The 25,224-nt window shown below is 73.3% G+C and carries 21 protein-coding genes; 5 read left to right on the forward strand and 16 right to left on the reverse strand.

What is annotated here, in order from left to right; translation table 11 throughout:
• Nucleotides 1-71: 71 nt before the first annotated feature.
• From R6Y94_RS12610 to R6Y94_RS12635, 6 genes are read right to left on the reverse strand one after another with little or no spacing between them, the layout of a single operon-like run.
• Nucleotides 72-1,664 carry an NADH-quinone oxidoreductase subunit N gene (locus R6Y94_RS12610; protein ID WP_318395980.1) on the reverse strand — a complete coding sequence of 531 codons (1,593 nt, stop codon included), beginning with the start codon at nucleotides 1,662-1,664 and terminating at the stop codon, nucleotides 72-74.
• Nucleotides 1,665-1,692: 28 nt separating this feature from the next.
• Nucleotides 1,693-3,216 carry an NADH-quinone oxidoreductase subunit M gene (locus R6Y94_RS12615; RefSeq protein WP_318395981.1) on the reverse strand — a complete coding sequence of 508 codons (1,524 nt, stop codon included), beginning with the start codon at nucleotides 3,214-3,216 and terminating at the stop codon, nucleotides 1,693-1,695.
• The gene (locus R6Y94_RS12620) at nucleotides 3,213-5,147 is read right to left on the reverse strand and encodes an NADH-quinone oxidoreductase subunit L (RefSeq protein ID WP_318395982.1); all 1,935 of its coding nucleotides are present in this window, start codon (nucleotides 5,145-5,147) and stop codon (nucleotides 3,213-3,215) included. Before R6Y94_RS12620 ends, R6Y94_RS12615 begins: the two co-directional genes overlap by 4 nt.
• Nucleotides 5,144-5,629 (reverse strand): NADH-quinone oxidoreductase subunit NuoK, encoded by a 486-nt coding sequence (gene nuoK / locus R6Y94_RS12625; protein WP_318395983.1) that lies wholly within the window; start codon nucleotides 5,627-5,629, stop codon nucleotides 5,144-5,146. The genes R6Y94_RS12620 and nuoK overlap by 4 nt, the downstream gene beginning before the upstream one ends.
• A complete protein-coding gene (locus R6Y94_RS12630; protein ID WP_318395984.1) occupies nucleotides 5,626-6,129 on the reverse strand; it encodes an NADH-quinone oxidoreductase subunit J in 504 nt (167 codons plus the stop codon). The genes nuoK and R6Y94_RS12630 overlap by 4 nt, the downstream gene beginning before the upstream one ends.
• Complete coding sequence (locus R6Y94_RS12635) at nucleotides 6,126-6,815, reverse strand: NADH-quinone oxidoreductase subunit I (RefSeq protein WP_318395985.1); 690 nt, start codon at nucleotides 6,813-6,815, stop codon at nucleotides 6,126-6,128. Before R6Y94_RS12635 ends, R6Y94_RS12630 begins: the two co-directional genes overlap by 4 nt.
• Before the next feature lie 416 nt (nucleotides 6,816-7,231).
• Between R6Y94_RS12635 and R6Y94_RS12640 the strand changes: the two genes are divergently transcribed.
• On the forward strand, nucleotides 7,232-7,498 hold the full coding sequence (locus R6Y94_RS12640) for a hypothetical protein (RefSeq protein ID WP_318395986.1): 267 nt from the start codon (nucleotides 7,232-7,234) through the stop codon (nucleotides 7,496-7,498).
• Nucleotides 7,499-7,754: 256 nt separating this feature from the next.
• Here the strand turns inward: R6Y94_RS12640 and nuoH are convergent, their stop codons facing one another.
• Both nuoH and R6Y94_RS12650 read right to left on the reverse strand, forming a co-directional pair.
• On the reverse strand, nucleotides 7,755-8,720 hold the full coding sequence (gene nuoH, locus R6Y94_RS12645; RefSeq protein ID WP_318395987.1) for an NADH-quinone oxidoreductase subunit NuoH: 966 nt from the start codon (nucleotides 8,718-8,720) through the stop codon (nucleotides 7,755-7,757).
• Nucleotides 8,720-9,481 (reverse strand): NADH-quinone oxidoreductase subunit C, encoded by a 762-nt coding sequence (locus R6Y94_RS12650; protein ID WP_318395988.1) that lies wholly within the window; start codon nucleotides 9,479-9,481, stop codon nucleotides 8,720-8,722. Before R6Y94_RS12650 ends, nuoH begins: the two co-directional genes overlap by 1 nt.
• Before the next feature lie 102 nt (nucleotides 9,482-9,583).
• Between R6Y94_RS12650 and R6Y94_RS12655 the strand changes: the two genes are divergently transcribed.
• On the forward strand, nucleotides 9,584-10,630 hold the full coding sequence (locus R6Y94_RS12655) for a glucose 1-dehydrogenase (protein WP_318395989.1): 1,047 nt from the start codon (nucleotides 9,584-9,586) through the stop codon (nucleotides 10,628-10,630).
• Between the two features lie 19 nt (nucleotides 10,631-10,649).
• Here R6Y94_RS12655 and R6Y94_RS12660 read toward each other — a convergent pair whose 3' ends face one another.
• The 5 genes from R6Y94_RS12660 to R6Y94_RS12680 all read right to left on the reverse strand — a co-directional run bounded on the left by R6Y94_RS12660 (nucleotide 10,650) and on the right by R6Y94_RS12680 (nucleotide 16,458).
• The gene (locus R6Y94_RS12660; protein ID WP_318395990.1) at nucleotides 10,650-12,791 is read right to left on the reverse strand and encodes a HEAT repeat domain-containing protein; all 2,142 of its coding nucleotides are present in this window, start codon (nucleotides 12,789-12,791) and stop codon (nucleotides 10,650-10,652) included.
• A gap of 89 nt (nucleotides 12,792-12,880) precedes the next feature.
• Nucleotides 12,881-14,197, reverse strand: coding sequence for a DUF2252 domain-containing protein (locus tag R6Y94_RS12665; RefSeq protein WP_318395991.1), 1,317 nt, complete (start codon nucleotides 14,195-14,197; stop codon nucleotides 12,881-12,883).
• Between the two features lie 95 nt (nucleotides 14,198-14,292).
• Complete coding sequence (locus R6Y94_RS12670) at nucleotides 14,293-14,871, reverse strand: NADH-quinone oxidoreductase subunit B family protein (protein ID WP_318395992.1); 579 nt, start codon at nucleotides 14,869-14,871, stop codon at nucleotides 14,293-14,295.
• Nucleotides 14,872-14,987: 116 nt separating this feature from the next.
• Complete coding sequence (locus R6Y94_RS12675; RefSeq protein WP_318395993.1) at nucleotides 14,988-15,605, reverse strand: DUF305 domain-containing protein; 618 nt, start codon at nucleotides 15,603-15,605, stop codon at nucleotides 14,988-14,990.
• 106 nt (nucleotides 15,606-15,711) lie between these two features.
• Entirely contained in the window at nucleotides 15,712-16,458 is a 747-nt protein-coding gene (locus R6Y94_RS12680) for a lytic polysaccharide monooxygenase (protein WP_318395994.1), read from the reverse strand.
• 233 nt (nucleotides 16,459-16,691) lie between these two features.
• Between R6Y94_RS12680 and R6Y94_RS12685 the strand changes: the two genes are divergently transcribed.
• The 3 genes from R6Y94_RS12685 to R6Y94_RS12695 all read left to right on the forward strand — a co-directional run bounded on the left by R6Y94_RS12685 (nucleotide 16,692) and on the right by R6Y94_RS12695 (nucleotide 19,198).
• The gene (locus tag R6Y94_RS12685) at nucleotides 16,692-17,651 is read left to right on the forward strand and encodes a hypothetical protein (RefSeq protein WP_318395995.1); all 960 of its coding nucleotides are present in this window, start codon (nucleotides 16,692-16,694) and stop codon (nucleotides 17,649-17,651) included.
• A 115-nt stretch (nucleotides 17,652-17,766) separates the two neighbouring features.
• The gene (locus R6Y94_RS12690) at nucleotides 17,767-18,327 is read left to right on the forward strand and encodes a SigE family RNA polymerase sigma factor (RefSeq protein ID WP_318396101.1); all 561 of its coding nucleotides are present in this window, start codon (nucleotides 17,767-17,769) and stop codon (nucleotides 18,325-18,327) included.
• A 1-nt stretch (nucleotide 18,328) separates the two neighbouring features.
• Nucleotides 18,329-19,198, forward strand: coding sequence for a hypothetical protein (locus tag R6Y94_RS12695; protein ID WP_318395996.1), 870 nt, complete (start codon nucleotides 18,329-18,331; stop codon nucleotides 19,196-19,198).
• 90 nt (nucleotides 19,199-19,288) lie between these two features.
• On the opposite strand, the gene R6Y94_RS12700 is transcribed toward R6Y94_RS12695, so the two are convergent.
• From R6Y94_RS12700 to R6Y94_RS12710, 3 genes are all read right to left on the reverse strand, one after another.
• The gene (locus R6Y94_RS12700; RefSeq protein ID WP_318395997.1) at nucleotides 19,289-20,758 is read right to left on the reverse strand and encodes an aspartate aminotransferase family protein; all 1,470 of its coding nucleotides are present in this window, start codon (nucleotides 20,756-20,758) and stop codon (nucleotides 19,289-19,291) included.
• Nucleotides 20,759-21,075: 317 nt separating this feature from the next.
• Nucleotides 21,076-22,416: an MFS transporter gene (locus R6Y94_RS12705; RefSeq protein ID WP_412102756.1), complete on the reverse strand. Its 1,341-nt coding sequence runs from the start codon at nucleotides 22,414-22,416 to the stop codon at nucleotides 21,076-21,078.
• A gap of 139 nt (nucleotides 22,417-22,555) precedes the next feature.
• On the reverse strand, nucleotides 22,556-25,150 hold the full coding sequence (locus R6Y94_RS12710; protein ID WP_318395999.1) for a M14 family metallopeptidase: 2,595 nt from the start codon (nucleotides 25,148-25,150) through the stop codon (nucleotides 22,556-22,558).
• Nucleotides 25,151-25,224: the final 74 nt, after the last annotated feature.

Below are 25,224 nucleotides of genomic sequence, written 5' to 3' on the forward strand. Positions count from 1 at the left end.
GGAGGTCCCGTCGCGGCCAGGCAGAAGTCGGGACGCAAGGCACCGCGCTGTTCAGGTTGAAAAAGGTTCAGTCACAGTGCGGCGACGTCCAGGATGAGTTGTGGGGCGAACCCGACGACGATCGCGACTCCGGTGGCCAGGGCCAGTGCGGCGACAACCGCCCAGGCCGGCCGAACCGGTTCGGCCACCGGCACCGGGGCGCCGGTGGGTACGGCGGGTGCGCCCGGATCGGCGGGCACGACCGGCGCGGCGGCGGCCTCGCCGGCCCGGTCGGCGGCTGGCTCCGGGGCGTAGAGGGTGGCGGCGACCCGTACGTAGTAGGCGAGCCCGATCACCGCGTTCAGCGCCACCACCACGGCGAGCCAGCCGGCGCCGCCGGCCAGCAGCGACCGTACGACGGTGACCTTGGCGAACAGCCCGGCCAGGCCCGGCGGCAACCCGGCCAGCCCGACCAGAGCCAGCACGAACGCCGCACCGACCCACGGCCGGCGTCGGGCCGCACCCCGGTAGTCCGCGATCTCGCCGCCGTCGGCGACCGCCGGGCGCAGCGCCACCACCGCCCCGAACGCGGCCAGCTCCAGCACCACGAAGAAGACCGTGTACGCCACCGCGGCGGCGACCGCCGTGTCGATCGCCTCCGCACTCCGCCCGGAGGAGAGTGCCAGCGCGCCGAGCGGGGCGACGATGTAGCCCGCCTGGGCCACCGATGACCAGGCCAGCAGCCGGACCATCCGGCGCTGCCGGAGCGCCACCAGGTTGCCGACCGTCATCGTCAGCACCGCCACCGCCGCCAGCAGTGGGCCGGTCATCCGGGCCGGCAGCGCGGTCGCGGTGACCGCGAGCAATGCCACCACCCCGCCGAGCTTGGAGGCGGTCGACAGGTACGCGGCGACCGGCACCGGCGCGCCGTCGTAGGTGGCCGGTGCCCAGGCGTGGAACGGTACCGCCGCCACCTTGAAGGCCAGCCCGAGCACGATCAGGGCCACCGCGACCACGGTCAGCGGCAGGCTCAGCAGTGCCGGCCCGGTCGGGAAGTCGCCGCCGAGCGCCACCGGCCGGTTCGCCTCGGCGGTGAAGACCGCGTCCAGCCGGCTCAGGTGCACCGCACCGGTGACCGCGTAGAGCAGCGCGGCGCCGAGCAGGGTGACCGCGGTGGCCACCACGCTGACCACGAAGAAGGTCAGCGCCGCCTCGGCACCGGCGACGCTGCGGTGCCGCAGCCCGACCAGCACGTAGAGCGGCAGGGTCAGCGTCTCCAGCGCCACGACCAGGGTGATCAGGTCGCCGGCCGCACCGAGTACCACGCCGCCGGTCATCGAGCAGGCGAGCAGGAAGCAGTACTCCCCCGGCGGCACTTGACCGGAGCGCAGCAGCGGGGCGGAGAGTGCCAGCACCCCGAGGGTGAGCAGCGCGAAGAGGCAGCCGACCAGCGCCGCCCGGCCGTTCGCCAGATAGGAGCAGTCGGGGCCGGCGCAGAACGTCCGCCGGGATCCGGCGGCACCGACCAGCACCGCGCCGAGTGCGGTGGCGGCGGCCCCGGCCGCGAAGACCGCCACCGTCGCGCCGCGCCGGGCCACCAGCAGGTCGGCCAGCAGCACGAGTACGGCGGTGCCGGCTGCCAGGTACGCCGGCAGCAGCGCCACGTTGTCCACGGTCTGGATCACGACGTCCTCCGCCCAACCCCGTGAGGGCTCATCGGATCGCCTCCAGCAGTGCCCCGACCGGCACCTCGGCGTAGCCGAGCACCAGGGTCGGGGCGAGCCCGATGGCGAGGGCGAGCAGCACCAGCGGCCCCCAGGCGGCCAACTCGGCCCCGTGTAGTCCCGGCGTCAGGGTCAGCACCGCCGGGCTGGCCGGTCCGTGCGTGACCCGGCGCAGCAGCCGCAGCAGGTACGCCGCCGTCAGCGCGCCGCCCAGCGCCGCCAGCACCGCCAGTGTGGTCCAGAGTGGACCTCCCACCCGCCAGGCGGCCACCACCGCGAAGGCCTCGCCCCAGAAGCCCGCCAGGCCGGGCAGCCCGAGCGAGGCGATCGCGGCGAAGCCGAGCAGTCCGGCCAGCCGGGGCGTACTCTCGCGCAGCCCGCCCAGCTCGGCCAGGACCCCGGTGTGCGCCCGGTCCTTGACCGCCCCGGCGAGGAAGAAGAGCAGGCCGGTGATGACGCCGTGCGCGATGTTGCCGATCAGCGCGGCCTGGATACCGGTGCCGGTCAGCGTGGCGATGCCGAGCAGCACGAACCCCATGTGCCCGACGCTCGAATAGGCGATCAACCGCTTCAGCTCGCTCTGGGCCAGGCAGACCAGCGAGCCGACGATGATCGCCGCCACCGCCAGCACCCCGAGCACTCCGGCGGCTTCCCTCGCCCCCTCCGGCGCCACCCCGACCGCGACCCGGATCAGCCCGTACGTGCCCATCTTCAGCAGCACGCCGGCCAGGATCACGCTGCCGACCGTCGGCGCCTGGGTGTGCGCGTCCGGCAGCCAGGAGTGCAGCGGCCAGAGCGGGCTCTTCACCGCGAACGCGATCGCCAGCAGGATGAACGCGGCGATCTGGGTGCCCCGGGACAGGCCCGCGCCGCCGGTCAGCTCGATCAGGTCGGCGGTGCCGGCGGCGGTCACCACGGTGAAGACGCCGACCAGCAGCAGCACCGAGCCGAAGAGGGTGTAGAGGGCGAACTTCCGCGCCGCGTGCTGCCGGTCCTCGCCGCCCCAGACCGCGATGATCGCGTACATCGGGAGGAGCACGACCTCGAAGAAGAGGAAGAAGAGCACCAGGTCGAGGGCGAGGAAGGTGCCGAGGATGCCGACCTCGACCACCAGCAGCAGCGCGACGAGGCTGCGGCCCCGGCCCGGCGCCGGCACCCGCCACCAGGTGTACGCGCAGCAGAGCAGCGTCAGCAGCGCGGTCAGCACCACCAGCGGATAGGAAACCCCGTCGACCCCGAGCTGGAACCGCAGGTCGAGTCCGGGCACCCAGGTCAGGTCGAGTGCGTGCCAGAGGCGGATGCCGGGTGCCTCGGTGGAGTCCAGGCGGTAGCCGATCCAGGTGTCGGTGGCGCCGACCGCCAGCAGCACGGCCAGCACCAGGGTCACCGCCGCGAAGGCCGTACCGGTGATCCGGGCAGCCCGGTCGAACCGGCCCGGCAGCACGGCGAGCAGCGCCGCGCCGACCGCCGGCACCGCCAGCGTGGCGACCAGGCCGATCCCGCCGAGGGTCACGTCGTCCCCCCGAGGGCCAGTACGGCGGCCAGGCCGAGCAGCAGGGCACCGCCGAGTACCGCCACCACCGCCCGGGGCACCCCGGCCCGGTGCAGCAACTCCATCCCGCCGCCGAGTCCGGCGGTCCCCCGGCCGGTACCCTCGACCGCCCCGTCCACCAGCCCCTCGTCGCCGCGCCGGGCCAGCCGGCCGAGCGCCCGCACCGGACGTACGACCAGGGCATGCTGGGCCTCGTCGAGCCAGAAGGCCCGGGCGAAGGCCGGACGCAGCGGACCCAGTCCGGTCGCCGGGTCGGCGGCCGGGTCGGCCCGCCAGCGCCACCAGGCGAGCCCGGCACCGGCCAGCAGCAGCGCCACCGGGATGATCACGAAGCTGTCCAGGTGTGCCTCGTCCATCATCAGCGCGTCCCGGAACGGGGTGACCAAGACGGCCAGCCCGAGCGCCACGCTCGGCACCGCGAGCAGGATCACCGGCCAGCGCAGCAGCCCGGGTGGATCGTGCGGCGGGCCGGCCGGGGTGTGCGCGGGCGACCCGGCCGGTGCGTCGATCGCGGACGCCGGGCTGGCGTGCGCGGCCGGGGTGTCGACCGGGTGGGTCTGCGCGCGGGAGACGCCGAGGAACGTCCGCAGCAGCAGCCGGGTGGCGTACCAGGCGGTCAGTCCGATCCCGACCAGCCCGGCGATCCAGACCAGCCAGCCCACCCAGGCGGCGGTCGGGCCGGTGTGGTGCCGGGCCGCCTGCTCGGCGACGACCAGGATGCCGTCCTTGCTCCAGAAGCCGGCCAGCGGCGGCACCCCGGCCAGCGCGGCGAGCCCGATCGCGGTGCACCAGAAGGTGACCGGCATCGGCCGGCGCAGCCCGCCCATCGCGGACATCAGGTTGCTGCCGACGGCGTGGATCACCGCACCGGCGGCCAGGAAGAGCAGCGCCTTGAAGGCGGCGTGGCTGAGCAGGTGGAAGAGCGCCGCCGGTGGCGAGCCGACCGCCAGCGCCCCGGCCATGTAGCCGAGCTGCGAGACCGTCGACCAGGCGAGTACCCGTTTGATGTCGTCCTGGGCGGTGGCGGCGAGCGCGCCGAGCAGCAGGGTGACCGCGGCCATCACCCCGAGCACGGCGAGCGCGGCCGGGGCCCGCTCGAAGAGCGGGAAGAGCCGGGTCACCGCGTAGATCCCGGCCGCCACCATGGTCGCGGCATGGATCAGCGCGGAGATCGGGGTCGGGCCGGCCATCGCGTCCGGCAGCCAGGTGTGCAGCGGGAACTGGGCGCTCTTGCCGGCCACCCCGGCGAGCAGCAGCAGGCAGGCGGCGGTCAGCGTACCGGGGCTGAAATCGTGGGCCAGCACGTCGGAGATCCGGAAACTGCCGGCCTGCACGCCGAGGAGCACGATGCCGAGCAGGAAGCCGACGTCGCCGACCCGGGTCACCAGGAACGCCTTCACGGCGGCGCCGGGCGACTCCGGCAGCCGCCGGTCGTGGCCGATGAGGAGATAGGAGCAGATGCCCATCACCTCCCAGCCGACCAGCAGCATGATCAGGTCACCGGCCACCACCACCAACAGCATCGCGGCGGTGAAGAGGCTGACCTGGGCGGCGTAGGGGGCGTACCGGTCGTCGTCGTGCAGGTAGCCGACCGAGTAGACCTGCACGGCCAGCGCCACCGTCGCCACCGCGACCGCGACCAGGGCGGCGGCCGGGTCCAGTCGGAGGGAGAGGGTGACCGACAGCCCGCCGAAGTCGACCCACTCGGCGCTAGCCTCGGTGCCTCGGCCGTCGAGGGCGACGACCAGCCCGATCGCCGCCGCCAGCGCCACCGCCGCGCCACCGATGCCGAGCGCCGCCGCACCGGCCCGGGACCGCTGCGGCAGCAGTAGCCCGACCAGGGCCAGTCCGAAGGGTACGGCCGGCAGCAGCGCGGCGAGCGTGTGGGTCATCGGCCCGCTCCCGGTGCGTGTCCCGTCGTCGGTGCGTGTCCCGTCGTCGGTGCGGTGTTCGCGGCCGGTGTCGTCGCCCCCGACCCGGTGAGTGCCGGAGCCGCCACGATGGCCTGCGGCCCGGTGTCCGGGGTGTGCTCGTCGAGGCGTACGTCGTCGATGGTGACCGTGCCGCGCAGCCGGTAGAGCTGGAGCACGATCGCCAGCCCCACCCCCACCTCGGCGGCGGCGATCACGATGACGAAGAGCGTGAACGACTGCCCGGTGAACGGCAGCGGGGCGGCACCCTGGGCGGCCGGGGGCGGGTGACCCAGGGCTGCGTGCAGCGGGGCGGCGTCGGCGGTGACCAGCAGCAGGTTGACCGCGTTGAGCATCAGCTCGACGGCCATCAGCACCAGTACGGCGTTGCGCCGGCGGAGTACGCCGTAGACGCCCAGGCCGAAGAGCAGGGCGGCGACGACGTACGGGATGGCGGGCCTCACTGGCGCCGCCCCGGAATCCGTACGCTGATCGCGATCGCTCCGACCAGCGCGGAGAGGAGCAGCACCGAGAGCACCTCGAAGGGCAGTACCCAGGAGCGGAAGATCTCAATGCCGAGCCGTTCGGCCGTGCCGGGGTCCGGCAGCTCCACCGTGGACCACCGGTACGCGTCGACGAGCAGGGCGGCCAGGCCCAGCCCGGTCCCGCCGCCGATCAGCGCGGCCGGCCAGCCGGGCCGGTCCAGGTCGTCGGCGGCCCCGATCGGCGCCCGGGTCAGCATCACCGCGAAGAGCAGCAGCACCACCACCGCGCCGACGTAGATCAGCAACTGCACCCAGGCCACCAGTTCGGCGGTGAGCACCAGATAGAGCCCGGCGACCGCGCCCAGGCAGACCACCAGGTAGAGCCCGGCCCGGACCAGGTGCCGGGTGGAGACCACGAGTACGCCGGACCCGACCGCCACCGCACCGAGGGCCAGCATCAGCACGTCGGCGGCGCTCACGGCGGCTCCTCGTCGGCCGGAGAGCCGGAGCTGGGCCGGTCGGCTGCGGGCGGCGCGGAGGCGGGCTGGTCGGCTGCGGGCGGCGCGGAGGTGGGCGCGGCGGAGGCCGGTCGCGCGGTCGCGGGGCGGGCCGGACGGCGGGTGCGTACCGCCGGACCGGCCGGACTCTCCCCGGCGCCGCCCGGGGCGGCGGCCTTGCGCGCGGCGGCCTCCTCCTTGGCCGGCTCACCGTTCGGGTCGTGCGCGGGCGGGGGTGGCACGGTCGCCATCCACTCCCCGAGGTGCTCCTTGTCGTGCAGCAGGTCCCGGATGTCGTACTCGGCGTACTCGAACTCCGGCGACCAGTAGAGCGCGTCGAACGGGCAGACCTCGATGCAGATGCCGCAGTACATGCAGAGCGAGAAGTCGATGTCGAAGCGGTCCAGGACGTTGCGCTGGCGCGGCCGGGCCGCGCCGGGGACCGCCACCTCCTCCTTGTGGGAGTCGATGTAGATGCACCAGTCCGGGCACTCCCGGGCGCAGAGCATGCAGACCGTGCAGTTCTCCTCCAGCAGCGCGATGACGCCCCGGGAGCGCGGCGGCAGCTCGGGGGCGACGTCCGGGTACTGCTGGGTGTGCGAGCGGCGGGTCATCGTCTTGAGGGTGACGGCCAGCCCCTTCGCCAACCCCTCGCCCGGAATGCTCATGCCGGCGCTCCACAGCGTTCCGTGCCGCCGCCATGAGACTCCTCCGCGCTGAGCCCCATGATTCGCTCGCTGCGCTCGCTCATGGGCCCATCCTGCCGTGTCGACGGTTCCGGCGCGACCACCCCTGGCCAGTTGAAGCGCTACGGCGGGGTCGGGTGACCCGAGCCCGCCATCCGCGAGAGGTAGCCCGGGCACCTCCGGCGGGCCGCTGCGCGGCCGGTGTTTCCCGGTCCTGCCGCCGATGACGGACATCGAGGGTGGGGTGGGCGTTGCGGACCGCCGCACACTGCTCGGGAGAGCACTGCGGAAGGAATCCGGGTCAGGCCGGAGTGCGGCGCGGTCGAACCGGCGGACGGGCGGAGCTGCGTGCTTCCGCCCGGTCACCGGTGGGCGCATCGCGACGAGCAGATGAGGGGATGGCGGTGGAACTCGACGCACGAGAGGCACTGATCCTCAGCGGCCACCTGGACGTCGCGGCGAGCGGTCCGCCGCTACCCCACGAGGTCGTCTGGACACGCCTGGTCGAAACAATCCGGCTGCATCGGATGATCGGCGGATTGTGTCAGGCGTGTGGCGAGCGGGCCGGTACGGAGGGCCGGTGCTTCAAAGCCGCGATAGCGGTGGAATGGTGCCGGCAAAACCCGATGACGCTTCTCGATCAGTCCGCTTCCGGAGGTTCCTGATCGGCGCGTCGGGTGGTCGGCTTCCGGGGTCGTGGGGGGGGGGGGGGGGGGGCCCCCCCCCGCCCCCCCCCCCCCCCCCCCCCCCCCCCCCGGGCCCCGACCGGCCCGGGCGGCGAGGGCGGTGACATCGACTCGGCGACTGTCGAGCTGCCCCGCTTGTGCCCCCGAAGGCTGCCACTCTCGCTCCTGCCCGCAGCCGACTCTCTCGCCCGCACCCGACTCTCTCGCCCGCGCACTACGACCGGTCGGGCCGGCGTCAGGCGATCGCCAGTTTCACTCCGGCGGTCAGCACGAGCTGGCCCAGCGCCACCGGGACCAGTACCAGCCAGCAGAGCCGCTGCAACTGGTCCTCGCGCAGCCGCGGGTACGTCACCCGGAACCAGATGATCACGAATGAGACGACGAACACCTTGATCAGGGTCCAGAGCCAGCCGAGGTAGTCGTCACCGAACGGCCCCTGCCAGCCACCGAGGAAGAGCACCGTGGTCAGCGCGGCGATCACCACGATGCCGACGTACTCGGCGAGCAGGAAGAAGGCGAACCGGAGACCGGTGTACTCCGTCATGTACCCGAAGACCAGCTCCGAATCGGCGATCGGCATGTCGAACGGCGGGCGCCGGATCTCGGCGAGCCCGGCGACGAAGAAGACCACCATCGCCGGGGCCTGCCAGAGCAGCCACCACGGCTGCCACGCCTCGACGATGCCGGGCAGGCTCAGCGTGCCGGCCGCCATCGCCACGCTCGCCGCCGCGAGCACCAGCGGCAGTTCGTAGCCGAGCAGCTGTGCGGCGCCCCGGATCCCGCCGAGCAGGCTGTACTTGTTGGCCGAGGCCCACGCCGACATGAGTACCGCGACCACCCCGACGCCGACCACCGCGAGCACGAAGAACAGCCCGATGTCCAGCGGTTGCCCGACCAGGTCGTTCGGGCCCAGCGGGATGACCAGCAGGGCCAGCAGGTACGGCACCAGCGCCACCACCGGGGCGAGCCGGAACACCGCCCGGTCCGCCTCGCGCGGGGTGACGTCCTCCTTCTGCACGAACTTGACGCCGTCGGCGATGAGTTGCGCCCAGCCGTGGAAGCCGCCCGCGTACATCGGGCCGAGCCGGCCCTGCATGTGCGCCATCACCTTGTGCTCGACCTGTCCGACGACCAGCGGCAGGACCAGGAATGCCGCGACCACCCCGACGACCCGGATCAGCAGCTCCAGCCAGAGCGGCATCACGCACCCCCCTCGCTGCCGTCGTCCGCCGCCCCGGCCCCGTCGTCCGCCCGGCGCTCCTCGACCCGAGCTCCGGAGGCGGGCGCGGCCGGCGGACCCGAGGCAGGTCGGGCCGGCGGACCCGAGGCAGGTCGGGTGCGGCCCGGCGGGCCGGAGGCGGGGGCGGCGGAGACGGGTACGGCGGCGGCCACGCCCCACTCGCCCGGCGCCGGTACGCCCGGTGGGCGCACCGCCTGCCGACGGGAGGTACCGGCCTCGGACTCGCCCGGCTCCTTCGCCCCCGGCCAGGCCTTGGCCACCCGGGAGGCGAGCACGAACTCCTTGCGCAGCGGATGTCCCTCGAACTCGGGCGGCAGCAGCAGGGGCGCCAGGTCGGGATGGCCGGCGAAGTCGACGCCGAACATCTCGTGCGTCTCCCGCTCGTGCCAGGTCGCCCCCGGGAACAGGTCCACCACGGACCCGACGGTCGCGGCGTCCCGGGGCACCCGGGTCCGGAGCAGTACGCCGTGCCGGTGCCGGGTCGACCAGAGGTGCGCCACCACGTCGAACCCCTCGGCCAGCTCGTCGACGGCGGAGAGCCAGTCGAAGAAGTCGCAGGCCAGCTCGGTGTCGTCCCGGGCCGCCCGGACGGCGTCCCGCCAACGGCCGGACGGCACGTCCACGGTCGCCCGGGCGTACCCCTGGCCGCCGGACTGCCCGACGGTCACCTCCGCATCCGCGAGCAGCGTACCCAACCGGTCACCGACCTGTTCCGGGGTCATGTCCGCGATCCTAGGGCCATCCCGGACCGCGCCGCCGGGTCGCGCACCGCTTATTCGGCGACTACCGGAGTATCGGACGGTTCGGCGGGGAAGAATGACCAGGTGCGCGCGATTACCGTGACCCCGGGTCGGGCCGACTCGCTGAGGCTGGTTCAGGACTTCCCGGAGCCGAGCCCCGACGAGGGCGCGGTGCTGGTGGAGGCGGTGGCGGTCGGCATCTGCGGAACCGATCGCGAGATCATCGACGGCGAGTACGGCGAGCCGCCGCCCGGCGCGACCGAGCTGGTGCTCGGGCACGAGTCACTGGGTCGGGTGCTGGAGGACCCGAGCGGCTCGCTCGCCCCGGGCGACCTGGTCGCCGGCATCGTCCGCCATCCCGACCCCGTCCCCTGCCCCAACTGCGCCGTCGGCGAGTGGGACATGTGCCGCAACGGTCTCTACACCGAGCACGGCATCAAGTGCCTACAGGGCTTCGCTCGGGATCGCTGGCGGATCCCGCCGAAGTTCGCCGTACGCCTCGATCCGGAGCTGGCCGAGCTGGGCATGCTGCTCGAACCGACAAGTGTGGCGGCGAAGGCCTGGGAGCACATCGAGCGGATCGGCGCCCGGTCCGCCTGGGAGCCGAAGCGGGTACTCGTCGCCGGGGCGGGACCGATCGGCCTGCTGGCCGCCCTGCTCGCCGCGCAGCGCGGCCACGAGCTGCACGTGTTGAACCGGTCGGCGAACGGCGAGAAGCCCGGACTGGTGGAGGCGCTCGGCGGGGAGTTCCACACCGGTACCGTCCCCGAGCTGGGCGTCGAGTTCGACATCGTGCTGGAGTGCACCGGCGCCCCGGCGGTGGTGCTGGACGTGATGTGCCAGGCGGCACCGAACGGGATCGTCTGCCTGACCGGGGTCTCCTCCGGCGGCCGGACGATCGACTTCGACGCGGGCGCGCTCAACCGGGCCCTGGTGCTGGAGAACAACGTGGTCTTCGGCACGGTCAACGCGAACCGGCGGCACTGGGAACTCGCCGCCGAGGCACTCGCCGCCGCCGACAGGGACTGGCTGGCCAGGATGATCACCCGGCGGGTTCCGGTCGACCGGTACGCCGAGGCGTACGACGCGCAGCCCGACGACATCAAGGTGGTCCTGGAGTTCCCGCACTGACCGGCCGGCCGGGGCCGGTTCAGCTCTCGGCCGGGGCGAGCGCGGTGACGGCGGCGGCCATCAGCCGGAGCAGTTCCTCGTCCTCGCCGACCTGTGCGCTGCTCCAGCCGTTGTCCCGGGCGGTGTGCCGGCGCGCCCGTTCCCGCTCGGCCCGGAGCAGCGGCAGTGCGGCGGCGGCCGGCGTACCGATCTCGGCCCAGAGGGTCGCCACCGCCCGCCGGGTGTGCACGTTGCGTTCCCAGACCCGGGACAGCACCGGCAGCACGGTCTCGGCGTCGCCGGCCACCCGCCACACCGCTCCGGCCGCCCGCAGGTGCACCCAGCCGTGCGGGTCCGGCCGCCCGAGCAGGGCCCGGAGCCGGGGCAGCCATTCGGCGGCGGCCGGTCCGATCTCGGCGATTTCCTGGGCCGCGTCGCTGGCGTCGAACTGGTCGCCGTCGAGGAACCGGCCGAGCACCGGGAGCAGCCGGGCCGGGTCACCGGTGATCCGGTGCAGCGCGGCCGCGGCGGCGAGCGCCGGACCGCGCTGCGGGGCGTCGAGCAGCGGCCGCAGCACCGGTACGGCGTCCCGGGCGGCCGGGCCGAGCCGGCCGAGTTGGCGGATCACCCACCCGTCGGTAGCCAGCGGCAGCAGCTCGGGCAGGGCCGGCACGCCGGCCGGGCCGAGGCTGCCCACCGCCCGGGCCAGCCCGCCGCGCCGCTCCGGGAAGTCCCGGTCCGTCGGGGAGAGCCGGCGCAACTGCCGCCGGACCAGCGGCAGCAGCTCGACGGCGGCCGGGCCGAGCCCGCTCAGCGCGGCGCCAGCGTCCTTCGGCGGCTCGTCGCGCTCCAGCGCCCAGCGCAGCGGCGGGAGCGCCCGAGCGTCACCGAGCCGGGCCAGCGCGGCCAGCGTGCCGCCGACGGTTGGCCCGTGGCTCGGCCAGACCATCACCCAGGCCGGCGGGCCGGCGGCACTGTGGTGCGGCTCCTCCCGGGCCGCGCCGGCCACCGCCTCGGCGAGCGCGTCGGCCGCCGGCCGGTTCAGCTCGCCGAGGTGTACGAGGGTCCGGGCGGCCGCCCGGGAGAGCAACGGGTGCGGGTCCGCCAACTGTCGGCCGATCAGCCCGACCAGTTCCCGGTAGTCGCCCCGCCAACCGTCCACGAGCTGACCGGCGGCGGGCAGCGCGTCCAGCCGGCGTTCCCGGTCGGAGCCGTCCAGCAGCGTGCTGACCAGCCGGATCCGGTCGTCGACCCGGTCACCGAGCGCCCGGCTCAGGCTGCCGACGGCGGGCCCCAGCCGTGGACCCCGCCGGCCGGCGTCGGCCTGCTCGTGCAGGGCGCGTATGGCGCCGATCAGGGTGTCGGTGCTGAAGCCGGCCGGCTCGGGTGCGCTCGCGGGCTTCTGGTACGCCCCGTCCAGCAGTGCCAGGGCCCGGGGTACCAGGTCGGCCGGCAGCATGCTCGGCGCTCCCGCGCTGACCGAGGTGAGCGCGGTCAGCCGCAGGGCCGACGCGACGGAGGTGTCGCCGACCAGCTCCAGCAGCCAGGTCGTCGCGGCTCGCAGGCTCGACTCGGGCACGCTGGGCAGGTGGCCGGCGGCGGCCCGGCGTACCAGGCTGCCGGCCGCCTCCACCAGCGCGGTCCGGGCCTCGGCGTCCGGCTCGGCGGGCAGCCGGCGCCGCAGCGTGTCGAGCGTCCGAGGCGCCTCGGCCCGGCACACCAGCAGCGCCTCCGGCACCGCCCGGCGTACCGCCGGATCGGGATCGGTGAGCAGGTCGAGGAAGACCGGCAGCCCGGCGGCGACCACCGCCTCGGCCCGGCGGTAGTTCTCCGCCCAGTTCTCGTCGTCGTCCTCGTCGTCGCGGCCCGCCTCGGCCGACCGGACCAACTCGTCGGGGTCGTCGACCTCGGCACCGCCGATGCTGGCCAGCAGGCTCACCACCGGGCCCCGGCCCGCCCCGCCGGCCCGGGTCACCACCTCGAAGAGGTACGGCACGCAGGCGATCGTGCAGGCGTAGACGTCGCCCTGGTGGTGCACGGCGCCGTACATGCCGTCGAGGGCGATCTCCCGGGTGGCGGGGTCGGCGGAGACCAGTCCGCGGAGCAGTTCGGGCACCTCGGTCGCCGGCCCGTACGCGTGGGACATGCCGGCCCAGTCGATCTCGTCCAGTCCCGCGAACACGCCGCCTCCCGGTCCCGGTCACCGCCCCGCCGACCGTCGCCGGGGCGCGGGCCGGAGCCTATCGGCCCCGCCCGACGGAACAGGCCCCGCTACAGTCCCGGCAGCTCGCCGTTGCGGAACAGGTCCACGAAGATCTGGTGGTCCTGCCGCGCCCTGGCCCCGTACGCGTGGGCGAAGTCGACCAGGTGCCCGACGAACCCGGCCTCGTCGGCGGCGACCGCGGCGACGATCGCCTCCTCGGTGGAGAAGTCGACCAGGTCGTGGCTGGACTCGTCGTCGGCGACCGAGTGCATCCGGGCCACCGCCCGGCCCAGGTCGCCGAGGACCCCGGCCAGCTCCTCCGGCTCGTTCACGTCCGACCAGTCCAGGTCGGCGGCGTACGGGGAGACCTCGGCGACGAGCTGGCCGTGCCCGTCCAGCTCGGTGAAGCCCAGCCATGGATCGGCGTGCGCCTGCAACGCCCGCTGCGACTCGGCCGTCCGGTGTCCCTGGTGCCGGAAGTAGCTCCGGACCCCGTCGTCGGTGACGTACCGGGCCACCGCCGGAACCTGGGCCCGCTTCATGTAGATCACGACGTCGTTCTCCAGCGCCTGGGTGTGTCCCTCCAGCAGCAGGTTGTACGACGGCAGCCCGGCCGACCCGATCCCCACGCCCTTGCGCAGCACCACGTCCTTGACCTGCGCGCTCACCGGACGGTGCTCGGCGGTGGCCGGCGGCAGCGTACCCAGGTAGCGCTCGAACGCCGCCACCACGGCGGCCCGGACGTCCCGGTCGACCTGGTAGACCCCGTCGCCGAGGGAGAACCGCCGCTCGTACTGGTCGATGGTGGTCTGCTGGGCCAGCAGCTCGACCCTGGTCCGCAGCCGGGCCTGCTGGAGCACCCGCCGGAGCGCCCCGTCGGCGTTGTCCAGCCGGATCGAGCCGATCGCGTCGTCGCCGCCCCGGGCGATCGCCCGCAGCTCGGTCAGGTACGCGGTGGCGAACCGGGTGACCAGGTCGCCGATCACGATGTCGGAGAGCGCCTTGCCGTAGCCGAGCAGCGCCACGCTGGCCGCGAAGCGCTTCAGGTCCCAGGAGAACGGCCCGACGTACGCCTCGTCGAAGTCGTTGACGTTGAAGACGAGCTGCCCGGAGCCGTTCATGTAGGTGCCGAAGTTCTCCGCGTGCAGGTCGCCGTGGATCCAGACCCGGCTGGTCCAGTCGTCGAGGAACCGCTCGTCGGCGAAGTCGCCGACCATGTCGGCGTAGAAGACCGAGGCGCTGCCCCGATAGAACGCGAACGGCGAGGCGGCCATCTTCCGGAACTTGCGCCGGAACGCGGCCGGGTCGACGGCCATCGACTCGCCGAACTCGGCGATCAGGACGTCGACCAGCCACTCTGCCCGCCGACCGTAGGTGCTAGTCATGATCGCAGGCTAGTTCCGCCCCGCCACCCGTGGCTGTGGTCCGGCCAACCCGGGGGCTGTGCCGGGGCTTACCGCCGGGCCGGGGCGCCCACCGGTCAGTGCTTCGCGGCCGGCGGGGGCACCGGCGGCGCGGTGAGCGACTCGGCGCTCCGCCCGGCCGGCGGGCCGACCCGGTCGGCCGGCGAGGCCAGCTCGTCGGGGCGGGCCACCCCGCCGATGCCGGAGTTCTCGGCAGCGATCTTGTCCTGCAACCGCAGGATCCCGTGCAGCAGCGCCTCCGGGCGCGGCGGGCAGCCCGGCACGTAGACGTCGACCGGGATGATCTGGTCCACGCCCTTGGTCACCGAGTACGAGTCCCAGTACGGCCCGCCGCAGTTGGAGCAGGCACCGAACGAGATCACGTACTTCGGCTCGGGCATCTGGTCGTAGAGCCGCTTGATCGCCGGGGCCATCTTGTCGGTGACCGTCCCGGAGACCACCATCAGGTCGGCCTGGCGGGGGCCGTGCGCGAACGGGATCACGCCGAGCCGGATGAAGTCGTGCCGGCCCATGCTGGTCGCGATGAACTCGATCGCGCAACAGGCCAGCCCGAAGTTGAAGACCCAGAGCGAATAGCGCCGGCCCCAGTTGAGCACGAACCGGATCGGTTCACCGAGCACCGCGGGTAACTGCACGGCCGGCCTCCTTCCCCGTCGCCCACCCGACAGTGAACCACAGGACCGGCGCCGGCCGGCCGGCGCGCGGTGGGCCGATCCCCGTCCGGCGTGGCCGGTCTGGCTGCCCGGCCCCGCTATCCGGCCTTTCGCAGCATCTTCAGCATCTGGTCGATCTGGGCGGTCCGGGACAGGTCGATCCGCCGGGCCAGCTCGCGTACCTCCGGGTGGACGCCGGACGTCGTCTCCATCCGGGCCAGCTCGACGGCGTTGTGCTGGTGCCCGATCAGCAGGTTGAGGAAGTCCGTCTCGAACTTCGTCCCGCTGCTCCGGGAGAGCGCCGAGAGCTGCGCCGGCCCGAGTACCGGCAGCCCGCCGTGCTCGGCGTGCGCGTTCGCGTCCGGGTCCGCCGACGTGCTCCGGCCCCAGCCGCGCAGCCAGTCCCGCATGGTCCGCTGTTCGGCCTCCTGGGTGACGTCGATCGCGGCGGCCAGGATCTTCAGTTCCTCCCGCTCCGCCCGCTCGGGGGCCAGCCGGACCAACGCCAGCCCCTGGCCGTGCGAGGTCACCATCATCTGTAGGAACATCACGTCGGTCTCGTTGAAGGCGCCGCCGGGCGCGGCCGACGCCGGGGCGGAGCCGGCCGGGGCGGGCGCCGGGACCCCGACCGGGACGCCGGTCCGGGCCGGTGCGGGGGCGCAGCCGCCGAGCAGCAACAGCGTCGCGACGATCAGGGTACGGCGGAAGCGGTTCATGCCCTCTCGTCTCCAGGTACGGTCCCGGGAGCGGACCTGCGCCGGATACGGACCCGCAGGGGGTACGGGTCCGTATCCGCGCCGGGTGCGTCCCGCCGGAACGGCGTCAGACGCGCTGCCAGAGCGCCGGTACGTTCGGCGGTTCCCAGCCGGCGATCGCGGTGTGCGCCTGCAGGCAGCGGTACGTCGCGCCGCCGTAGGTCACCTGGCTGCCGACCTGGTACCCGGTGCCGGCCCGCCAGGTTCCGCCGGCCGGCGGCGGTGCGGTGGTCGGCGGCGGGGTGGGCGGGTTGGTGGTACGCGTGGGGGTGGGGTTCGGGTTGGGGTTGCCTCCACCGCCGCCGATCTGGAGGTCGACGCAGGCGTAGAAGGCGTTCGCGGTGTCGGCGATGTTCCAGATCGCCAGCAGCTTCTGCCGGCCGCTCCGGCCGCCCAGGTTGACGGTGTGCGAGACGGTGGCGCCGGGCTGCCGCCCGCCGTCGTCGAAGACGGCGATCCGGGAGCCGCCGATGTAGTACTCCCAGGTGCTGGTGGCGTGCCGGGCGGTCAGCACCCAGTTGAAGTTCACCGTCTGCCCGACCGAGGTGGCCGGCCAGGGCCGGCTGTCGTCGTTCAGCACCGCGAAGTGCCCGATGTTGGCGTGGCAGTTGCGCAGCCCCTTAGGGCCCTCCACGCTCTGCGGCTCCCACTGGATCTGGCCGCAGTCGAACGACACCGCCCGCTGCGCGCAGAGCGCCTGCCGGCTCGGTGGCGAGGAGATGTAGCCGTGCGCCTGGGCGGCCTGCGGGGCCACGAGGAGGGCGGAGACGACGGCCGCCACCGTCGTGACCGCCAGGACCACGGTTCTTCGCATCGTGGGCTCCTTACTTCATCGGGAAGGTCTCCTCAACATAAAAGAAAGATTGTTAACAGTAAATAGCCAGCGGCGACAATCATCGATGGATTGCCGGCGGCGCGGCGGCGCCGGGGGTGTCAGCCAGCCGACACGATCCGGGTGCAACCGGAGATCCGGTGGCCGACGTGTCTTGGCCGCAACACGGAACGGGCGGACGGACCGCCCTCCGATGTGGACCCGGAGGAACTGGAATGCCCATCATCAACACCCGCCGCCTGACCGTCGGCGCACTCGGTACCGCGATGGCCGTACTCGCGATGGCGCCGGCCGCGCAGGCCGCTCCGCACGGCGGCCTGGGCGAACTCGGCGAACGCAGGGACACCTCGGTCACGGTGGGTCGGCTGGTGCTGGAGCCGACCGAGCGCGGATACCGGGGCAGCGTGCCACTGACGATCTCCTATCGGGGGACGGAGACGGCGGACCTGTCGCTGACCGTCACCGAGCCGGTCGCGGGGGCCTTCGCAGCCGTCGACTCCGACTTCCCCTGCTTCTACGGGCAGCGGGACGGAGAGCTGCGCCGGGACATCAACTGCGGCGCCAACCCGATCCGGGCCGGTGAGCGTCGGGAGTACACCCTCGACTTCGAGGTGCTGACCACGACCCGGGCGTACGCCATGTCGGCCGTCGGCGGCGCGGTGACCGTGCAGACCGCCGACTCCCGGCCGGTCACCGTCACCGACAGCTTCGACACGCTGTTCCGGTCCACCACCGGCTCGCTGCGCAACCCCCGCCCGTACGTGCAGGACACCCAGACCGACGCGACGGTCACCGCCGGGGCCGCCACCCTGGTACGCCAGGACGACGGCAGCTACCTCGGCCGGGTCCCGGTCACCGTCCGGTACGACGGCGACGCCCCGCACGACGGACTCCAGCTCGAGGCGGTACTGCCGGACGGGGTGCAACTGCGGGGCATCAGCCCGGAGGCCGTCTGCCTGTTCCCGTGGTGCGAGGTGCCGGGCGGCGACTTCATGCCGGGCGAGGAGCGGTCGATGGAACTGCTGGTCAGCGCGCCGGCCGGGACGGCTCCCGGCGACCTGGGCACCGGCACCGTCCGGCTGCACACCGTCTTCTTCCTCGACGAGCTGTCCGATGTGGACCCTTCTGACAACGCGGCGGCGTTCTCCATCACCGCCGTTGACGGCGCTGCCTAGCATGACGGTCGTCGGCGCCCGGCCCCTGGCACTCCAGGAGCCGGGCGGCTCCGTCCCCGCTCTGCCGGTCACCCACCCGGCCTGTGTGGCGGGTACACGGATCACCAACGGGGAGATGGATGTGCAGACCGAGGAGTTGGTGCCACGGTTCGACGACGTCTACCGGGCCCACTTCCAGTCCCTGGTCGTCCAGCTCTACGCCTATGTGGGTGACATGACCGAGGCGCAGGACCTGGTGCAGGAGGCGTTCAGCCGCGCCTGGCCCCGCTGGGACAAGATCGCCCGGTACGACGACCCGGTGAGCTGGCTCCGCCGGGTGGCCTGGAACACGGCCACCAGCAGATGGCGCCGGCTGCGTACCGCTCGCAAATATCTGGAACGGCAGCGGCCGGAGAACGTGCCCGGACCCGGCCCGGACCGGGTGGCCCTGGCGGCGGCGCTGGCGACACTGCCGGCGAACCAGCGCCGGGCCGTGGTACTGCACCACATGGCAGACCTGTCGATCAACGAGATCGCCCTGGAGTGCGAGGTGGCGCCGGGCACGGTCAAGTCCTGGCTGCACCGGGCACGGATCGCATTGGCCGCGCGGCTGGGTGACACTGGCCCGGATGCCGCGGCGCCCGGCAGCACCGTCCGGAAGCCGCCGGAGCCGACCAGCCGGATGGAGGTGATCTGACGTGGACGAGCTGGACCCGAGCACGGCCCGCCGGCTCGACGCGGCGTTCGCCGACTTCCGCGCCGACGCACTCGACCGGGTCGTGACACCCGATCCGGATGCCCCCCGGCGGATCGCCTACCGGCGCACCCGCAACCGGATCGCCGCCGTCGGGACGCTCGCCATCGCCGTCGTGGCCGGCAGCGTGGTCGGCGTACTCGGCACCAACGGCACCAATCTGCCCGACCCGCCGGTTGCCAACACGCCCAGCGAAAGCGCCGCTCCGACAGCCACTCCGCCGTCCGCCTCACCGTCGGGCTCGCCCTCGCCCGGCAGCACTCCCACACCGAGCGCGACGCCCACCCCGACGACCCCGCCGAGCACCCCGGCCACCCCGGCGCCGCCCGACCCCGGTGACGAGGGCCGGGCTCCGGATCCCGGACCCGCCAAGCCGGCCCGGCCGACGGACCTGGTGCTGACCGGTCCGTCCGAGGTGACCCTCACTCCGGAGGATGGCCGGTACACGGGGACCCTGCAGATCTCGATCCGCAACCAGGGCCAGCAGCCGTACGACATGAACGGACTCATCCTGGTCGAGCCGCTGGAGGTGCGGACCTGGTTCGACGACGACACGTTCGGCGGCTGTGGCTTCACCGACGTGAACTCGCAGACCCGCACCTCGAACTGCGCCGGCTTCGCCGGGATGACCCCGATCGGCGGCACCCAGACCAGCACCTTCCGGATCACCGTGGACGTGGCACCGGCGCCTGGTACCCGGACGATCGACGGCTACCGGCTGACCGTGCGCAGCAATCTCCAGGGCAACTACCTGACCGACGAGACACCCGCCAACAACAGCATCGCGGTGCGGCTCCGCCTGGCCGGCGGCTGAACCCGGTCGGCCACGCCCTACCGGCGGCCCCGGGCAGTGGTGGGCCGCCGGAGCGTCCGCTCAGTAGCCAGGCCGCTGGAACAGGCCGAGTCAGTAGCCAGGCCGCTGGAGCAGGCCGAGGAACTCGGCCAGCAGCCGTTCCCGGATCGGGATCGGTGCCGCGTCCAGCAGGGTGTTGACCGGCGCCATCCGCTCCGGCGGCCGGCCGGCGGCGGCGCGGTCCAGGCCCAGCCCGGCGGCCACCCCGGCGACCAGTTCCGGGGTGAGCTGTGCCGGGGTCAGCGCGCCGAGCGTCTCCAGCAGCGCGGCGGGAAGCTGCACCGGGCCGGCCGACCGGGCGTCCGCCGCCGCGGCCTGCAGGTCCGCGCCGAACTCCGCCACCCGGGGCGCCACCGAGGCGGTCACCGACAGGTGGATGTTGGCCGGCAGACCGGCGTACGAGAGCTGGGGCTGGGTGTGCCAGCCACGCCGGCTCAGCTCGTCGGCCAGGACGAAGAGGTCCAGCCCCGGGTCGGTACCGGTGAAGCAGACCACCGTCGACTCCGGTTGGGCGAGCAGCCGCAGGCCGTCCACTTCGGAGACGGCGTCGGCGAGCCCGCGTACCGCCGTCAGGGTCCGCTCGGCCAGGGTCAGGTAGCCGGCGTCACCGAGGTGCCGCAGGGTGGCGTACGCGGCGGCGATCGGCCCGCCGGAGCGGGTGGACGAGAGCACCGGGTTGACCAGCGTGTAGCCGGGCCAGCCGGCGAAGGCGAAGTACTGCGACCGGCGCAGCTCCGGATCGCGGTGCAGCAGCACGGAGACGCCCTTCGGGGCGTAGGCGTACTTGTGCAGGTCCACCGAGATCGAGGTGACGCCGGGCAGCGCGAAGTCGAACGCCGGTACCGGTACGCCCAGCCGGCGCAGATAGGGCAGGGTCCAGCCGCCGAAGCAGGCGTCCACATGACAGCGCACCCCGGCCGCGCCGGCGACCTCGGCGATCTCGGCCACCGGATCCACCACCCCGTACGGGTACGACGGCGCCGAGCAGGCGACCAGCACGGTGTCCGGGCCGATCGCGGCGGCGACGTCCCCGGGCGCGGGGCGGAGTGTCCGCGCCGAGACCGGCACCTGGTCGAGAGTGAGCCCGAGGTAGTGCGCCGCCTTGGCGAACGCGGCGTGCCCGCTGGTCGGTACCACCAGCCGGGGCCGGGCCACCTCGGGCCGGGCGTCCCGGGCCGCCTTGACGGCCAGGATCAGCGACTCGGTGCCGCCGCCGGTGACACTGCCGACAACCTCGGGTGCCGCCGTCCCCGGCCCGCCGCCGAGCAGTTGGGCGGCCGCGCCGACGAGGGCGTTCTCCAGGGCCAGCAGGGACGGAAAGGCGGTCGGGTCCAGCCCGTTGACGTGCGCCGCCAGCGCGTACGCCGAGTTCGCCAACTCGTCCAGCCCCGGTACGGCGGGGTCGTAGACGTAGGCGAAGAGCCGGCCGCCGTGCGTCGGCAGGTCTGCGGCGCGCAGGTCGCGGAGTTCGGCCAGCACCTTGTCCGCGGGTACGCCCACCGGCGGCAACGCCTCGATCATGGCGGCCACCGTAACAGTTGTAACGGCGCAGGTGAGCGCGTCAGACACCCGGACCACGGCACGGATTCCTGCCGTGCTCCCACCCCTCCACCCCTCCAACCCCACCCTGCCCCCGAACCGCCCGCCCGCCGCCCGCCCGCCGCGCTCTGCGGTCCGGTGCGCAGATCTTGACGACTTGTTGCTGTTGAGACGACTGTTCAGTCCCATGACAGCTGTTGAGACGACAAGAAGTCGTCAAGATCCGGCTTGGGTCCGCACTTGCCGGTAGGAGGAGGCGGTGCGGGCCAGGTGGGGTGGGTAGGGCGGCGGTGGGGGGCTCAGGTGGGGTGGGAAGGGCGGCGGTGGGGATTCGCGTCGGAGGCGGTCGCCAGCCGTTCCGGGGTGAGGTCGTAGCCGCGCATGGTCAGCAGGGCGAGCCCGACCAGCAGGGCCGGCAGCACGGTGAAACCGACCAGCACCCCGGCCCGGGCTGTGCCGGACTGGGCCGCCGCCTGGCCGGTCGACGAGGAGACGTAGCCGGTCAGTTGCAGTACCAGACCGTAGATGCCCGGCCCGAGGGCCAGCCCGAACGTCTCGCCGGCCGTCCACAGCCCGGTGAAGACCCCGGCCTGGCGGCGGCCGGTGCGCGCGGTGTCGTACGCGATGCAGTCCGGCAGCATCGCCATCCCGAACACCTGCTGACCGGCGTACCCGCAGCCGATCGCCGCGACCACCAGATAGACCGCCGGGGCCGGCAGCACCGGGGCGGCGACCAGGGCCAGCGCGCCGGCCGCGAAGAGCAGCGACGCCACGGTGAACGCCCGGGGCTTGCCCAGCCGGGCACCCGCTCGGCTCCACAGCGGCATCACCAGCAGCGCCGGGCCGACGAAACACCCGAAGAGCAGCGTCGGGCCGGTCTCCGGATCACGCAGCACGTGCGCGGCGAAGTAGTTGACCCCGGCCAGCACGGTCGCGACGCCGGCCGCCTGGACCACGAAGCAGACCAGCAGCAGCCGGAACGGCCGGTTCGCGGCGGCGACCGCGAGCTGGGCCCGCAGGCTCGGTTCGCTCGCCACCGCCACCCCGGTCGGGGCGGCCCGGGTACCGAGGAACGCACCGACCGCACCGACCGCGATCAGCACCGCCACGAAGAGCCCAAGCCAGCGGTGCCCGGGTACGCCGTCGCCACCAGCGGCCACCACCACCGGGGCAAGCGCGCCGGAGACCAGGATGGCCAGCGCGAGTACCGCCACCCGCCAGGTCATCAGCCGGGTCCGCTCGGTGTAGTCGTCGGTCAGCTCGGCCGGCATGGCGACGTACGGGACCTGGAAGAAGGCGAACGCGGTCGCGGTGAGCAGGAACGCCAGCGCGACGTACCCGGCGGCGGCCGGGCCGGGCGGGAACGGCGCCGCGAAGATGGCGGCGAAGAGCACGGCCAGCCCGAGCCCGCCACCGAGCAGGTACGGCCGGCGGGCGCCCCAGCGGGACCGGGTCCGGTCGGAGATCCGCCCGGCGACCGGGTTCACCAGTACGTCCCAGGCCTTCGGCAGCAGCACCAGCAGGGCGGCCAGCCCGGCGGCCACCCCCAGCGTGTCGGTCAGGTACGGCAGCAGCACCAGGCCGGGCACCGTGCCGAAGGCGCCGGTGGCCAGCGAACCGAGGGCGTACCCGGCGTGCACCCGGCGCGGCAGGGTGGTCGGGGACGGGGAGCCGGGGGGAGCGGCACGAGTACCGGGCACGACATCCATGGCCCGGGAACGTACGCGAAGGTGGCCGGTCGACGTATCCGCCGACCGGCCACCGGCCACCCGGGTCAGGTCAGCGCTGACCGCCCAGGTACATCGCGTTGAAGAGCAGTCGGTACGTGCCGTGCGACTGGGCCCGGTGCTGCGGCTTGAAGCCGAGCAGCACCACCTGGCCCTTGCCCACCTTTGCCGTCACCACGGCGGCCTTGCCGCCGATGACGTCCTCGCCGAGCAGGAAACCGCTCTTGAGCAGGTTGCTGGTCGGCCAGGTGGCCGCCACCGATACGCCCTTGGCGCCCTCGGTGACCTCGAACGCCGGGCCATCCGCCACGAATGCCGAGGCGGTCGGGGCGAAGCCGGCCGCGACCGGGTCGCTCGCGTCGACGTTCAGGTTCAGCACCGAGCCGGGGATGTTCAGCTCGGTCTCCTCGACCCCGGCGGTGACGTCCTTCACCGGCACCCCGAACGCCTGGATCGGCAACTGGGCTGCCCGGTTCAGCGTGACGACGGTGCCGCCGGCCTCGACGAACGCCTTGAGGTTGGCGATGCCCGCGTCGGTCATCCCGCCGGTGTACGCCTCCGGCAGCGAGCCGGCCGCCCGGCCGTTGCGCATCGAGCTGTAGGTGGCGTCGGGCAGCACGATGGTGTCGTACTTCGCCCGCAGGTCACCGGCGCGCACCTGCGCGTTGGTCAGCTTGGCGTAGCCGAAGCGGAACTGGTCCAGGATCAGCCGGGTCCAGCCCTCGTCGTAGTTGTTGAAGCCGTCGTACAGGCCGATCCGGGGCGCGGCGAGCGCCTTGGCACCGGCCGGCTTGGCGTCCACCGCCGCGATCGTCAGGCCCAGCTCGGTGGCGAGCGCGCCGATCCGGTCACCGGTCTGCGGGCCGGTGCGTACCAGGAAGGTGCCGGCCGGCAGCTTGCCGGTGCGGGTGGTCACCTCGGCGGTGCTGCGGGAGACCTTCTCCCCCGCCGCCAGCAGCGCGTTCACCGCGGTCGCGCTGTCGTTGACCCGTGGGTCGAGCGCGTACGCGTGCTTCGGCGCCCCGGCCACCACCCCGGTCGGTACCTTCGGCCAGCCGACCTCGGTGGTGCTGACCCGGACGTTGCGGTCGAGCTTGTCGACGGTGACGCCCATCTGGAACGACAGGGTGTAGCCGGTGATGTCGTACGGCGGTTCCAGCGGGCCGCCCGGGTAGAGCCGCCGGTCCGGGTAGACCTGCGGGTTCAGCAGGTCCAGCACGGCCGCCCGGTAGGGCTGTGCCTCCCGGACCAGGTAGCTGCCGGCCGGGTAGGTCCGCTTGCCCACCTTGAACGAACTGAGTGCCTGCTCGACCCGGATGTTGTTCCAGCGCAGCTTGTCGACCAGCTTGGTCGCGGTCGGGAAGTCCGCCTGGTCGGCCGGGATCACGTAGGTGACGCCGGCGCCGTCGCGGGCACCGTCCCGGGCCATCTGGTACGCGCCGTAGAGCCAGCCCTCGCGGTCGTCGCTGGCCAGCCGGAGCATCGCCCAGGAGGCGGTCTTGATGTAGTCGCAGCTCTGCGACAGGTGCCACTCGCCACCCTGCCAGGGGCTCGGGTAGAACACCGACGGCTTGCTGGTCGAGGTGCCGTCGGCGAACGTCGCCGGGAAGTCCTTCGGGTCGTACACCCTCGGGGTCGCCGAGGCGTGCGCGGTCTCGGTCAGGATGCCGACCTGGTTGTGGTAGTACGGCGAGGTCCGGGCGCCGCCGTTCCACCAGATGTCGTACTGCTGCCGGGCCAGCGCGCCGACCTTGTCCTCGCGCTCCAGCCGCTGCCCCATCGCGTCGCCGACGATGTTGACGCCCCGGACCACCTGCGGGTGGATGTTCGGGTTCAGCGGGTCCTCGAACGGCGGGATGCTGATCCGGGCCGGGAAGACCGCCGTCTGGTGCACGTTGTGCATCATCTGCGGCAGCCACTCGTGGAAGAGCTGCCGGCCGACGTTCTGGGTCTCCTGGAGGTTGAACATGTACCAGTCACGGTTGTTGTCGTGCCCGGCGTACTTCTGGTACAGCTCCGGGTAGCCGGCGTCCTGGTAGGGACCGCCCAGGTTCTGCCGGTACCACTCGGCGACCTTGGTGCCGCCGTCCGGGTTGACGTTCGGCACCAGCAGCGTGACGACGTTGTCCCGGATCTCCCGGGCCTCCGGCGTCTCGCTGGTCACCAGGTCGTACGCGAACTGCGGCGCGGTCTGGTGCCCGGCGACCTCGGTGGAGTGGATGCCGAAGTCGACCCAGGCGACCGCCTTGCCGCTCTGCGCCAGCCCCCGGGCCACCGACTCGGAGAGCCCGTCGCCCTGGGAGAGCCGCACCGAGGTCTGCCGGTACCGCTCCAGGTTCTCGGCCCTGAGGTTCTCCTCGGCGGAGACGATGGCCATGAGCTGCGGCCGGCCCTCGCTGGTCTTGCCGATCTCGACCAGCTTCATCCGGTCGCTGGCCTGGTCCAGCTTGTGGTAGTAGTCGGCGATCTGCTCGTAGGTGGCCACCTTGTAGTCGGCGCACGGCACCCAGCCGAGCACCGACTGCGGCTTGGGCACCCGGCCTGCGGCGGTGGCCCCGCCCGCGGTCGCCGTGGTCAGCAACGGCGTGCCCAGCAACGCCACCGCGACCGCGGTCGGCATGGCTATTCCGGAGAGTCTTCGGTTCACCAGCAAACCCCTTCATACGACGATGTACGACGGAAAAGGGTCCGGCAGGGGCGGCCGCGCCAACTCGGATGATG

Source organism: Plantactinospora sp. KLBMP9567 (assembly GCF_033446045.1).
Lineage (GTDB): Bacteria > Actinomycetota > Actinomycetes > Mycobacteriales > Micromonosporaceae > Plantactinospora.

What these genes read in the sequence shown, in the direction of transcription:
- R6Y94_RS12640 (WP_318395986.1), top strand. Translation starts at nt 7,232, where the DNA reads ATGGCGGTGGAACTCGACGCACGAGAGGCACTGATCCTCAGCGGCCAC.
- R6Y94_RS12650 (WP_318395988.1), bottom strand. Translation starts at nt 9,481, where the DNA reads ATGACCCCGGAACAGGTCGGTGACCGGTTGGGTACGCTGCTCGCGGAT.
- R6Y94_RS12620 (WP_318395982.1), bottom strand. Translation starts at nt 5,147, where the DNA reads ATGACCCACACGCTCGCCGCGCTGCTGCCGGCCGTACCCTTCGGACTG.
- R6Y94_RS12635 (WP_318395985.1), bottom strand. Translation starts at nt 6,815, where the DNA reads ATGAGCATTCCGGGCGAGGGGTTGGCGAAGGGGCTGGCCGTCACCCTC.
- R6Y94_RS12685 (WP_318395995.1), top strand. Translation starts at nt 16,692, where the DNA reads ATGCCCATCATCAACACCCGCCGCCTGACCGTCGGCGCACTCGGTACC.
- R6Y94_RS12665 (WP_318395991.1), bottom strand. Translation starts at nt 14,197, where the DNA reads ATGACTAGCACCTACGGTCGGCGGGCAGAGTGGCTGGTCGACGTCCTG.
- R6Y94_RS12680 (WP_318395994.1), bottom strand. Translation starts at nt 16,458, where the DNA reads ATGCGAAGAACCGTGGTCCTGGCGGTCACGACGGTGGCGGCCGTCGTC.
- R6Y94_RS12700 (WP_318395997.1), bottom strand. Translation starts at nt 20,758, where the DNA reads ATGATCGAGGCGTTGCCGCCGGTGGGCGTACCCGCGGACAAGGTGCTG.
- nuoH (WP_318395987.1), bottom strand. Translation starts at nt 8,720, where the DNA reads ATGCCGCTCTGGCTGGAGCTGCTGATCCGGGTCGTCGGGGTGGTCGCG.
- R6Y94_RS12675 (WP_318395993.1), bottom strand. Translation starts at nt 15,605, where the DNA reads ATGAACCGCTTCCGCCGTACCCTGATCGTCGCGACGCTGTTGCTGCTC.
- R6Y94_RS12690 (WP_318396101.1), top strand. Translation starts at nt 17,767, where the DNA reads ATGGATGTGCAGACCGAGGAGTTGGTGCCACGGTTCGACGACGTCTAC.